Origin of the sequence: Halomonas daqiaonensis (genome assembly GCF_900109725.1) — a bacterium.
GTDB classification, from domain to species: domain Bacteria; phylum Pseudomonadota; class Gammaproteobacteria; order Pseudomonadales; family Halomonadaceae; genus Halomonas; species Halomonas daqiaonensis.
The window spans coordinates 147,311-159,118 of record NZ_FOBC01000007.1 but is presented as its reverse complement, the minus strand read 5'-3'; the positions used below and the strand labels follow the sequence as shown (position 1 = coordinate 159,118).

The window sequence follows — 11,808 nt, the reverse complement described above, 5'->3', positions numbered from 1 at the left end:
ATGACGCTGTACGTGCTCCTCGAAGGCGTGATCGCTTTCCTGCTGGTCGCCGGTGGCGCCTTCGCCTTCATCGGCTCGCTGGGCATGGCCCACCTGCGCGACTTCTACATGCGCCTGCACGGCCCCACCAAGGCCACCACCCTGGGGATCGGCTGCATGCTGGCAGCCTCGATGCTGTATTTCTGGGTGATCGACGGCAAGCCCCATATCCAGGAGATGCTGATCACGCTGTTCCTGTTCATCACCGCCCCGGTGAGCGCGCATCTGCTGGCCAAGACGGGCCTGCACATGCAGCTACGTCATGAGGACAAGACCCGCGGCAACCCGCCCGAGCTGCGCGACGAGGAGATCGGCGAGAAGCCGGTGCCGCACCCGGATCGCGGCCATGGCTGACACGCCTCGGGCCCGCTGCATGGCGGACAGGGACTGAGAGCGCCTACACCCAGCCGGCCAGTTCGTTGTCGATGATCGAGAGCAGCGCGGCAATATGGTCGTCGCGATCATTCAGGCAGGGAATATAGGTGAAGGTCTCGCCACCGGCCTCGAGGAAGCTCTCGCGGATCTCTTCCTCAATCTCCTCCAGGGTCTCCACACAGTCGGAGGAGAAGGCCGGCGACACCACCGCGATGTGCTTCCTGCCCTGACGGGCCAGTTCGGCGACATGCTCCACGGTGGCCGGCCCCACCCACTCCTCGGGGCCGAACTTGGACTGGAAGGCGGTATGGATCGCGTCCTTCTCCCAGCCTAGCCACTCACGCAGCAGACGCGTGGTCTTCTGACACTGGCAGTGGTAGGGATCGCCCTCGAGCAGGTAGCGCTTGGGTACCCCATGGTAGGAGGCGACCAGTACCTCGGGAGGGGTCTCGGCAGACTCATAAGCCTCGCGCACCGAACTGGCCAGGGCGTCCAGATAGGCGGGATGCTCGAAGTAGGCGGGCACGGTGCGAATCGCCGGCTGCCACTTGAGTTTCATTAGGGTACGGAAGGCCTGGTCGTTGGCCGTGGCCGTGGTCGGTGAGGCGTACTGCGGATAAAGAGGGAAGAACAGGATCCGCTCGCAGCCCTCGGCTTGCATACGGCGCAGAACACTGTCGGTGGAGGGGTTGCCGTAGCGCATGCAGAAATCCACCACGACATCGTCGCCGTGTGCCTCGTACAATCCGTCAGCAATCTTGCGGGTCTGCTCCCGGGTCGTAGTCAGCAGCGGGCTCTCGTCCTGCTCGGTGTTCCAGATGCTGCGATACGCCTCACCGGACTTGAAGGGACGACGCGAGAGAATGATCAACTGCAGCAGCGGCTGCCATTTCCAGTCCGGGTAGTCGACCACCCGCTTGTCGGAGAGGAACTCGCTCAAGTAACGACGCATCGACCAGTAGTCGGTAGCATCCGGCGTGCCCAGGTTGGCGAGCACCACGCCGATCTTCTTACGCGGCATCGGCGGGTGATCGGCCGGCGCATGGGCCAGCCGGCCGCTGCCCGATGAGTCCAGGTCGGGAGAAGCCTTGCCGGGGTTCGGAGGGGTCATACGGAAACTCCTTGGGGTCGATAAGACGTTTCGCCCTAGTCTATCAGCCCGCTCGCTCGGGATGGGATGAAGTTGTACCATGAACGATATCTGTACAGTTCGAGATAAAGTTCATGCCCCGACCGCTTGTGCTGTTGCTCGGCGACCAACTGAGTCACGACATCGCCAGTCTGCGCGACCTGCCGGACGACACGGTGATCGCCCTGTGCGAGGTAGCCTCCGAGGGCACCTATGTGCCCCACCACCCCCAGAAGGTCGCCTTGATCTTCTCCGCCATGCGCCACTTCTCCGCCGAGCTTCGCGACAAGGGCCATCGGGTGCACTACAGCGCCCTGGACGACCCGAACAATACCCAGGCGTTGATCGCGGAAGCAGAGCGTCTGGCCGGCCTCTACGACTGCGACGAGGTTCGTGTGATGCGCCCCGGCGAATGGCGCCTGTGGCAGGCGATGCGCGAGCGTACGGACGCTGCCCTGCCCTGGCGCCTGATCGAGGATGATCGCTTCTTCTCGACGCCGGAGGACTTCGCCGCCTGGGCCAAGGGGCGCAAGGCGCCTCGCATGGAGCATTTTTACCGGATGATGCGCGAGCGCACCGGATTGCTGATGGAGGATGACCAGCCGGCAGGGGGTCAGTGGAACTTCGACCATGACAACCGCAAACCGCTACCTGCTGAGCTTTCGCCTCCATCTCCACCTCAGCACCGCCGTGATGGCGCCACCCAAGACGTGCTAACGCTGGTAACGGAGCATTTCCCCGAGCACTTCGGCGATCTGGAGAACTTTCACTGGCCGGTAACGCGCCGTCAGGCCCTGGTGGACCTGCGCCACTTTCTGGAGCGTCTACTCCCCGACTTCGGCCGCTACCAGGACGCAATCAGCGACGACGAGCCGTTCCTCTTTCATTCCCGGCTCTCGGCGGCACTGAACCTGGGCTTGCTCTCCCCCCGTGAGGTGTGCGAGGCAGTCGAGCGCGAGTACCGCGAGGGCCGTGCCCCGCTCAACTCGGTGGAAGGCTTTATCCGCCAGGTGCTGGGCTGGCGAGAGTACGTGCGTGGCCTCTACTGGACGCGAATGCCCGACTACAAACGTCGCAATGCCTTGGAGGCGAACCATGGCCTGCCGGCCTTCTACTGGAGCGGTGACACCGAACTGCGCTGTCTGAAGCGCGCCATCGAGATGACCCGCGATCATGCCTATGCCCACCATACCCAGCGGCTGATGGTCACCGGCAACTTCGCGCTGCTCTGCGATGTGGCGCCCGAGGCGCTTTGCGACTGGTACCTGGCCGTGTATGCCGATGCCTGCGAGTGGGTGGAACTGCCCAACACCTTGGGCATGGTACTGCATGCCGATGGGGGACTGATGGGCTCGAAGCCCTACTGCGCGTCGGGGAAGTACATCGACCGCATGTCGGACCACTGCCGGCACTGCCGCTTCGACCCGAAGCAGGTGACAGGGCGCGACGCCTGTCCCTTCAACAGCCTCTACTGGGCCTTCCTCGAACGCCATGCCGACACCCTGAGCGGCAACCCGCGCATGTCGCTGATCTACGGCAGCCTTCGGCGCATGGGTGATGACAAGCGCGCGGCCATGCGCGAGCAGGCCGATGCCTTTCTGGAGCGGCTCGACAGATCTCCCGCCTACGGCCGGGGCCTGCATCGCGCGGGATACAACGATCCTCAGGAGAGGACACGATGACATGCCGCGAGGCCCTCGAGGCCCTTGCTCCGGCGACCCTCTATCACGATGGTCACTGCCCGCTTTGCCAGCGTGAGGTAGCCTGGCTGGAACGGCGGCAGCGAGGATAAGGTTGGGATAGGTTCAAAAGACCAGCGGCATGCGCGACGTCAGCGGATCCTGGTAGTGGGTCTCTCGCCCGATGACTTCATCGTGGGGCACCTGCTGCACCAGGTAGGCACGGTGAATACCGGCACGCTTGAGCTCGAGATAGACGTCATCCAGCGCCCGGAACAGCACCGGCTTGCCCTGGCGGGTCAGCATGTGGCGCTGCCCCTCGATGTCCTCCAGCTCGACCTGGTAGAACTGGCTGCCGGCATGGCCGATCACGCGGATTTCGAAGTTGTCGTGGTGGTCCACGAAGGTTTTGAGTTCCTGGAATTCCATGGGTCCTCCCTCCTGATGTCCGGGTCGATGATGATATCAAGATACGAGTCGGGTTTAGCCTGACGGCACCCGATGACGGTATCGTGTCATCGACGTTGTCTTCCTGTGACCCTGACCATTCCGTCAGGTTCCGAACCTACTGATATTCGGAAGGATCGATCGCCTTGCCCAGGGAGTTGCGGTCCACCCAGTTGCCGGCCTTGGTCTCCTTGTAGCGGAAGACCACCCGGTCGCCGACCTGAACCGGCAGCTCGGTATCCTCGGTCTGATAGCTGTAGGCCTCGCCATCCACCACCAGGTGGTAGCGATAGAGGTCGGGCATCCCCAGCCACTCCTTGAACGGCCCTTCACGCTCCATCGACTGGAGCACGCCGCGCCCCTCGAGCTTCGGGGTACGCCGGCGATTGCCGCGTCGGAATCCGCCTGCCATGGTGCCTCCTTATCTGTTGTAACTCGAGGGCTCGGCATTATACGGGGCCGGTCCCGGGACTCAAGGATGAACTCAGCCACCGAATGCCTCGCGGTAGCTGTCCGGTGCGAGGTCCTCGAAACGGGTGTACTTGCCGATGAATGCCATGTGCACGGTGCCGATGGGGCCGTTCCGCTGCTTGCCGATGATCACTTCGGCCAGCCCCTGATTGTCGGGATTATCCGGATTGTAGACCTCGTCGCGATAGACGAAGCCGATGATGTCGGCATCCTGCTCGATGGCACCCGACTCACGCAGGTCCGACATCACCGGGCGCTTGTTGGGACGCTGTTCCAATGAGCGGTTGAGCTGCGACAGCGCCACTACCGGGCAGCCGAACTCCTTGGCCAGCCCCTTCAGCGAGCGGGAGATTTCGGAGATTTCGCCGGTGCGGTTCTCGGAGAAGCCGGGGATCTGCATCAGCTGCAGGTAGTCGATCATGATCAGCGCGAGGTTGCCGTTCTCGCGCACCACTCGGCGGATCCGCGAGCGCATCTCGTTGGGCGAGAGCGCGGCGGTGTCATCGATGAACAACTGCTTGTCCTTGAGCAGGTTGACCGCCGAGGTCAGGCGCGGCCAGTCCTCGTCCTCCAGTTGGCCGGTGCGCACTCGGGTCTGGTCGATGCGCCCCAGCGAGGAGAGCATGCGGAGCATCAGCGAATCCGCGGGCATCTCCATGGAGAACACCATCACCGGCCTGTCGCTTGCGATCACCGCATGTTCGACCAGGTTCATGGCGAAGGTGGTCTTGCCCATGGAAGGCCGACCGGCAATGATCACCAGATCCGAGGGCTGCAACCCCGAGGTCATCTCGTCCAGGTCGCGGAAGCCCGTGGAGAGCCCAGTCATCTCGCCCTGCAGGTTGAACAGCTCGTCGATGCGGTCCACCGCCTTGGTCAGCAGCTCGCTCATGCCGACCGGCCCCCCCGACTTGGGACGTTCCTCGCTGATCTGGAACACCAGCCGCTCAGCCTCGTCAACCAGTTCATCGGCGGGGCGCCCTTGGGGACTGAAGGCACCGTCGGCGATCTGGCTGGCCGCACGGATCAGTTTGCGCAGGGTAGCGCGCTCGCGAACGATGTCGGCATAGGCGCGGATGTTGCTCGCCGAGGGCGTGTTCCTGGCCAGCTCCGCCAGGTAGGCGAGGCCACCCACGGTATCGAGTTGGTCGCGCCCCTCCAACGCCTCGGAGAGGGTCACCACATCCAGCGGCCGGTTCGCCTCAGCCAGGCCGGCCATGACGTTGAAGATAAGGCGGTGCTCATAGCGATAGAAGTCATCCGCCACCAGGCGCTCGGCCACGTTGTCCCAAGCCTGGTTGTCGAGCATCAGGCCACCGAGCACCGACTGTTCGGCCTCCAGCGAATGCGGCGGCACCTTGAGGGCGGCTGTTTCCCGGTCGAGGGCGAGCGGTTCGTTCATAGTGCACGGACCTTCAGGGAGAAAGGGGCAGAATCATTCTACGCGATGGCACGCCCCGACCCCATGCCCGGGCAGAACGATGGCGCCTGTTCATCACACGACACATGACATGACACGGAACGCAACACGCGAAAAAGGGGCAAGGATTGTCTCCTCGCCCCCTTTTCGAGGCACGTCCAACAGGGCGTGCCGTCACGCTGACCTGCTTATTCGGCCATTATTCCGCCACAACCACCACACGAACAGTGGCATCGACTTCGGCATGCAGGTGCAGGCCAATGTCGTACTCGCCGGTCTGGCGAATCGGGCCCTGCGGCATGCGCACTTCGCTCTTGGCGACCTCGATCCCGGCGCTGGAGATAGCCTCGGCCAGGTCACGCGGACCGATCGAGCCAAACAGCTTGCCTTCTTCACCGGCCTTGGAGACCAGCGACAGTTCGATGTCGTTGAGCTGTTCGGCACGCGCCTCGGCGACGGCCTTGCGCTCGGCGGCCTGGGCCTCGAGCTCGGCACGCTGGGCCTGGAAGGCCTGAATGTTATCCTTGGTGGCTGGCACGGCCAGTCCGTAGGGCACCAGGTAGTTGCGGCCATAACCGGGCTTGACGGTGACCTGGTCACCCAGATCGCCCAGCTTGCCAATCTTGTCGAGCAGAATGACGTCCATTCTCGTAAACCTCTTGTCAGTGGCTGCGGGCCATTCGTCCGCGGAAGTCCGCGAACGTATCGATGAAGGCCACAAACAGCACGATGAGAATCATGGGCCAGGTGGTGATCAGCAGCACATAGAAGGCGACCAGCCACAGCCCGTTCATTCCCTTTAATCCGATAAAACCATGCACCAGCGCGACGCCGGCCACCAGCAGTGGCACCCAGCTCAGCATGCCCAGGGCCGGAAGTTCCAGCACCGCCCCCAGCACGCCGAACACCACCAGTATGGCGAGCTCCCGGGGCGCCAGGCGTAGGCCGTGGAACTCTTCACGAAACCCGCCGGGATTGTAGAGCCCGGCCTGCCAGCCGCGCGCCAGGGCCAGGCAAGCCACGGCGGCAAGCAGCACGATCAGCGCGGTCACGCCGCTGATCAACAGGCCGGCCAACTGCTCGGTATCCATGCCCTGTCGGGAGAGCTCGGAGAGCATCTCCGCGATGTCGGGAGATCCTTGGCGCAGTTGCTCCAGTACGGGACCGGCCCCACCCGGCGGCAGAAAGATGTCCAACTGGATCATCGCCGCCCCGGCCAGGGTGCCGGCGAGGAGCGCCTCGCTCCAGCGCAGCCGTGAGCGCAGCACCACCGCCATCAGCACCACCAGCAGGACGCTGGCCAGCGGGATCACGTCACCCTGCGTCCACCACCAGCCGGCCGGTACAGCCGCGGCGATGATCACCGGCAGCGATGCAGCTAGGCCATGGCGGAGCGTGGCCAGGGCCGCTACCGCAGCCCCCAGCCAAAACAGCCAGGGAATCGCGGTGGCCACGGCGGCCCCAGCGGCGGCGTGGGGCGTGCCGCGCATCACCCAGCGGGCAACGGGCAACATCACGCGCGGTGCATTACTGGTGGCTGTCGGTGTAGGGCAGCAGCGCCAGGTAGCGTGCCCGCTTGATGGCGCTGGACAGCTGGCGCTGATAACGGGCCTTGGTCCCGGTGATGCGGCTGGGAACGATCTTGCCGGTCTCGGTGATGTAGGCCTTGAGCGTGTCCAGATCCTTGTAATCGATCTGCTTCACGCCTTCAGCGGTGAAACGGCAGAACTTGCGGCGACGGAAAAAGCGTGCCATGGGAAGTCTCCTTCAGAGGTGCGATGGGGTGGCTCAGGCGGATTCGGATTCGGTGCTGCGCGGCTTCTCGTCGCGACGGACACGCTTCTCTTCCACCGGCTTCATCATCGGCGATGCCTCGGTGACGGCTTCCTTGGCGCGAACCACCAGGCTGCGGATGATGGCGTCGTTGAAGCGGAAGATATTCTCGATCTCGTCGAGAGTCTCGCCGCTGCACTCGACGTTCATCAGCACGTAGTGAGCCTTGTGGATCTTGTTGATCGGGTAGGCCAGATGACGACGGCCCCAATCCTCGAGGCGATGCACGGTGCCGCCGTTCTCGGTGACCAGGCCGGTATAACGCTCGACCATGGCCGGGACCTGCTCGCTCTGGTCCGGGTGGACCATGAAGACGATCTCGTAGTGACGCATGAAATCTCCTTGCGGTTTGACAGCTTCCTCAGTGGCGACCTCGGGTCGCTCAGGGGAAGCAAGGAGTGATTGTCAGAAGACAGAAAGCCCACTCGCAGGACGAGCGGGCGCAAGTATTCTAAAGACTGCGCGCTAGGGGCGCAAGCGCCGAACACCGAGCACCGAGCACCGAGCACCGAACAGAATGATGCCTCCGGTGTAGTTACTCGGCAAGCCGCGCCAATAAAGTGAGCGGCGCCGGGAACAGGTCGTAAGGGGGGTCCTACGCCAGGGATGGCGTCGGTAGCGCCCAGGGAGGGGTTCACAGCACCCCCTCGAAGGCCTGTCGCCGGGACAGCCGCGGCGCCGACCTCAAGGGGGGAGGGCGAGCCAGGAAGAAAGCCCTTCCTGGTTAGAGGCCCCGCTGCCGGACTGCCTCGAACAGGCAGATACCGGTGGCCACCGAGACATTGAGGCTGGAGACACTGCCGGCCATGGGCAGCTTGACCAGGGTATCGCAGGCCTCGCGGGTAAGGCGACGCATCCCCCTGCCTTCAGCGCCCATCACCAACGCTGTCGACCCAGCGAAATCGGCCTCGAAGAGGCTCGCCTCCGCCTCGCCGGCGGTACCGGTGATCCAGACGCCGAGCTCCTTGAGCCTGGCCATGGCACGGGCCAGGTTGGTGACCTGGTAGACCGGCATGCTCTCGGCGGCGCCGCAGGCCACCTTGCGCACCATGGCATTGAGCGGTGCCGCCTTGTCCTTGGGCACGATAACCCCGTGGACGCCCGCGGCATCGGCGCTGCGCAGGCAGGCACCGAAGTTGTGCACGTCCGTGATGCCATCGAGCACGAGCAGCAGCGGAAGCGCCTCATGAGGCCAGCCTTCCAGCCTCAGCCACAGCGAGGCCTCGCCCTCGAAGGCAAGCGGCGTGGCAAAGGCGATGATGCCCTGGTGAGAGGCACCCTGGGCGATACGGTCGAACTCGTCACGAGGACGCGACTGGAGACGCGCGCCCCCCTCGCGAGCCACCTCGGCCAGCTCGGCCAGGCGGGTGCCGGCACTACCCTCCTGGACCCAGACCTCGCGGGGCACCTCGCCGCGGTCGAGCAGCGCCCGCACCGCATGAACGCCGAACACGGCCTCGAGACCGCCGGGCGTAGCAGGCGCGTGAGGCGCCTGTTTTCCGGTGTGTTTCTGAGCCTTGCTTGCCTGCCCCAGCTTGCTGTCGTGCCGAGGCTTGCGACCTGCCGCCATCAGCGACGCGCACTCGAGCGGCGCGGACCACGTCGGCGTCGGCCGCCCTTGCCCGACTTGTCACCAGGCTTGCCGGCGCCTGCCTCGGCCGGTTTGTTGCCACCGCCCTGGGCCGACTTGCTGCCACCACGGCCCTTGCGCGGTTGGCGCTTGGGGCGCGGCTTGTCGTCGGCCAATTCGAAGTCGATCTTGCGATCGTCCAGGTCCACGCGAGCCACCTGAACGGTGACCCCGTCGCCCAGGCGGTAACTCATGCCACTGCGCTCGCCCTTGAGGCGGTGCTTCTCGGGCTCGTAGTGGTAGTAGTCCGAGGGCAGCGAGGTGACGTGCACCAGCCCTTCGACGAACACCTCGTCGAGGCGCACGAAGATGCCGAACTGGGTCACCGAGGCGATGCTGCCGTCATAAACCTCGCCGAGCTTGTCGGACATGAACTCGCACTTGAGCCAGTCCTCCACGTCGCGTGTGGCGTCATCGGCACGCCGTTCGGTCATCGAGCAGTGCTCGCCTAGCTCGAGCATCTGCTCGAAGGTGTAGGGCGCCCACTTGCTGGGCGGCTCCACGCTTGCCCCCTCGGCACGCAGCACGGTATTGGTCTGGCGCGGACCGCGAATCACCGAGCGGATGGCGCGGTGGACCAGCAGATCCGGATAGCGCCGGATCGGCGAGGTGAAATGCGCATAGGCCGGATAAGCCAGACCGAAATGGCCGTCGTTCTGCGGCGAATAGACCGCCCGGCTCATGGAGCGCAGCATCACCGTCTGGATGACGTCGGCATCGTCACGCCCCTTAATCGCCTCGGCCAGGTCACGGTAGTCCTGGGGGCTCGGATCGTCGCCGCCGCCAAGCGACAGGCCCAGCTCGTTGAGGAAGAGGCGCAACTTGTCGAGGCGTTCCGGCGAGGGTTTCTCGTGAATGCGATAGAGTGCCGGCAGGTCGTGCTTGTCGAGGAAGCGCGCCGTGGCCACGTTGGCCGCCAGCATGCACTCCTCGATGATCTTGTGGGCGTCGTTACGCGTTCGCGGGACGATCTTCTCGATCTTGCGCTCATCGTTGAAGACGATGGCCGTCTCGGTGGTCTCGAAGTCGATGGCGCCCCGTTCCACTCGGGCCTCGCGCAGCAGCGAGTAGAGGGAGTGCAGGTTCTTCAGCGACGGCACCAGCTCGCGGTACTCCTCGCGCAGGGCGTCGCCCTCCTCCCCTTTATCATCGAGGATCGAGGCTACCTTGTTGTAGGTAAGGCGCGCGTGGGACTGGAACACCGCTTCGTAGAACCGGTAGCGGCTGATCGCACCGCTCTGGGAGATGTTCATCTCGCAGACCAGCGCCAGGCGATCGACGGCCGGGTTCAGCGAGCAGAGCCCGTTGGAGAGCAGCTCAGGCAGCATCGGCACCACCTGGCCCGGAAAGTACACCGAATTGCCGCGGGTGATCGCCTCTTGGTCCAGGGCACTGCCGGGGCGCACATAATGGGAAACGTCAGCGATAGCCACCAGCAGCTTCCAGCTGCCGGACTTGGTCTTCCAGGCACAGACGGCGTCGTCAAAGTCCTTGGCACTCTCATCGTCGATGGTCACCAGCGGCACGTCACGCAGGTCGATGCGATGATGCTTGTCCTCCTCGGCCACCTCGGCGGACATGCCAGCGATCTGGTCGTGGACATCCGGCGGGAACTCGGCGGGGATCTCGTAGCTGCGGATGGCGATGTCGATCTCCATCCCGGGATCCATGCGCTCGCCGAGCACCTCGACCACCTCGCCCACCGGCTGGACCCGAGTCTCGGGCTGCTGGACGATCTTCGCCGAGATCACCTGGCCGTCCTGGGCCCCGCCACAGGCGCTGTGGGGAATGATGACTTCCTGGGTGATACGGGCATTCTCGGGAATCAGCACCCCGAACTCGGGCGTGTTGGCACGGTAGACGCCGACGATGGTCTGGGTGTTTCGCGCCAGCACCTCGACGATGGTGGCCTCGTCGCGACCCCTACGGTCGCGTCCACTGACCCTCACCAGCACATGGTCGCCATGGAAGACGCGGCGCATCTGCCTCGGCGGCAGCACCAGGTCGGGTTTCTTGCCGTCATCGCGCAGCAGGAAGCCGAAGCCATCGCGATGCCCCAACACCTTGCCCTTGATAAGGTCGAGCTTGTCGATCAGCGCATAGGCGCCGCGGCGGTTGCGCAGTACCTGGCCATCGCGTTCCATCGCCGCCAGGCGGCGGCGCACAGCCTCCTGGAGCTCCTCGTCGTCGAGGCCCAGTTGTTGGCTCATTGCCTCGTGAGTGAGCGGCTTGCCAGCCTCCTCCAGGCGGGCGAGCAGGTATTCACGGCTGGGAGCGGGCTTGTCATACTTGTGGGCTTCGCGTTTGGCGTGCGGATCGTCGCTGAGCGTCCAGTGGGTCATGCGGTGGGCATCCTTGGCGGCATCGGGAGCAGCGTGATCGAAAGGGCGCGGGGACGGCCCCCGGCGCGTGGCAGCTGGCATTTCGTGTCTATTGTCATGGGCGCAGTATAGCGCCGCTGCCCGCATCACCCAACCATGGCAGCCCGGCGAAGCATGGCAGGCGACAAAAATCCGGCGCGGCGCGGCCAAATCCGCTTGCATCGGCGAACGAATCCGGTACCATACGCCTCGCCTGCCCAGATGGCGGAATTGGTAGACGCGCTAGCTTCAGGTGCTAGTGTCCTTATGGAGGTGGAGGTTCAAGTCCTCTTCTGGGCACCATCGGTATTCCGTTTCTCTCGAGGGGATGCCAGGGAGTCAGCTCCCACGCTCTTTGTCAGCTCGGATCGCTCGTGTTCGCCCAGGTGGCGGAATTGGTAGACGCGCTAGCTTCAGGTGCTAGT

12 protein-coding genes and 1 tRNA gene are annotated in these 11,808 nt (G+C 64.4%); 3 read left to right on the top strand and 10 right to left on the bottom strand.

What is annotated here, in order from left to right; genetic code table 11:
- Positions 1–393: a Na+/H+ antiporter subunit G gene (locus BMY30_RS07650; protein WP_170840095.1), complete on the top strand. Its 393-nt coding sequence runs from the start codon at positions 1–3 to the stop codon at positions 391–393.
- A 43-nt stretch (positions 394–436) separates the two neighbouring features.
- Here BMY30_RS07650 and hemH read toward each other — a convergent pair whose 3' ends face one another.
- Positions 437–1,525: a ferrochelatase gene (hemH, locus tag BMY30_RS07645; RefSeq protein WP_089712210.1), complete on the bottom strand. Its 1,089-nt coding sequence runs from the start codon at positions 1,523–1,525 to the stop codon at positions 437–439.
- A gap of 113 nt (positions 1,526–1,638) precedes the next feature.
- Here hemH and BMY30_RS07640 point away from each other — a divergent pair, with 113 nt between their 5' ends.
- Positions 1,639–3,225 (top strand): cryptochrome/photolyase family protein, encoded by a 1,587-nt coding sequence (locus tag BMY30_RS07640; RefSeq protein ID WP_089712208.1) that lies wholly within the window; start codon positions 1,639–1,641, stop codon positions 3,223–3,225.
- Between the two features lie 123 nt (positions 3,226–3,348).
- Here BMY30_RS07640 and BMY30_RS07635 read toward each other — a convergent pair whose 3' ends face one another.
- From BMY30_RS07635 to rnr, 9 genes are all read right to left on the bottom strand, one after another.
- Entirely contained in the window at positions 3,349–3,651 is a 303-nt protein-coding gene (locus BMY30_RS07635; protein WP_089712206.1) for a DUF6482 family protein, read from the bottom strand.
- A gap of 136 nt (positions 3,652–3,787) precedes the next feature.
- The gene (locus BMY30_RS07630; protein WP_089712203.1) at positions 3,788–4,081 is read right to left on the bottom strand and encodes a hypothetical protein; all 294 of its coding nucleotides are present in this window, start codon (positions 4,079–4,081) and stop codon (positions 3,788–3,790) included.
- Between the two features lie 72 nt (positions 4,082–4,153).
- On the bottom strand, positions 4,154–5,542 hold the full coding sequence (gene dnaB / locus BMY30_RS07625) for a replicative DNA helicase (RefSeq protein WP_089712201.1): 1,389 nt from the start codon (positions 5,540–5,542) through the stop codon (positions 4,154–4,156).
- A gap of 217 nt (positions 5,543–5,759) precedes the next feature.
- Entirely contained in the window at positions 5,760–6,206 is a 447-nt protein-coding gene (gene rplI / locus BMY30_RS07620) for a 50S ribosomal protein L9 (protein WP_089712199.1), read from the bottom strand.
- Positions 6,207–6,222: 16 nt separating this feature from the next.
- Positions 6,223–7,074: a YybS family protein gene (locus BMY30_RS07615; RefSeq protein ID WP_089712197.1), complete on the bottom strand. Its 852-nt coding sequence runs from the start codon at positions 7,072–7,074 to the stop codon at positions 6,223–6,225.
- Between the two features lie 13 nt (positions 7,075–7,087).
- Entirely contained in the window at positions 7,088–7,315 is a 228-nt protein-coding gene (rpsR, locus tag BMY30_RS07610) for a 30S ribosomal protein S18 (RefSeq protein WP_089712195.1), read from the bottom strand.
- Between the two features lie 33 nt (positions 7,316–7,348).
- Positions 7,349–7,726, bottom strand: coding sequence for a 30S ribosomal protein S6 (gene rpsF / locus BMY30_RS07605; protein WP_089712193.1), 378 nt, complete (start codon positions 7,724–7,726; stop codon positions 7,349–7,351).
- Between the two features lie 391 nt (positions 7,727–8,117).
- A complete protein-coding gene (gene rlmB, locus BMY30_RS07600) occupies positions 8,118–8,963 on the bottom strand; it encodes a 23S rRNA (guanosine(2251)-2'-O)-methyltransferase RlmB (protein WP_089712191.1) in 846 nt (281 codons plus the stop codon).
- Positions 8,963–11,365 (bottom strand): ribonuclease R, encoded by a 2,403-nt coding sequence (gene rnr / locus BMY30_RS07595; protein ID WP_089712189.1) that lies wholly within the window; start codon positions 11,363–11,365, stop codon positions 8,963–8,965. Before rnr ends, rlmB begins: the two co-directional genes overlap by 1 nt.
- A gap of 234 nt (positions 11,366–11,599) precedes the next feature.
- Between rnr and BMY30_RS07590 the strand changes: the two genes are divergently transcribed.
- A tRNA-Leu gene (locus tag BMY30_RS07590) sits at positions 11,600–11,686 on the top strand.
- Positions 11,687–11,808 lie beyond the last annotated feature (122 nt).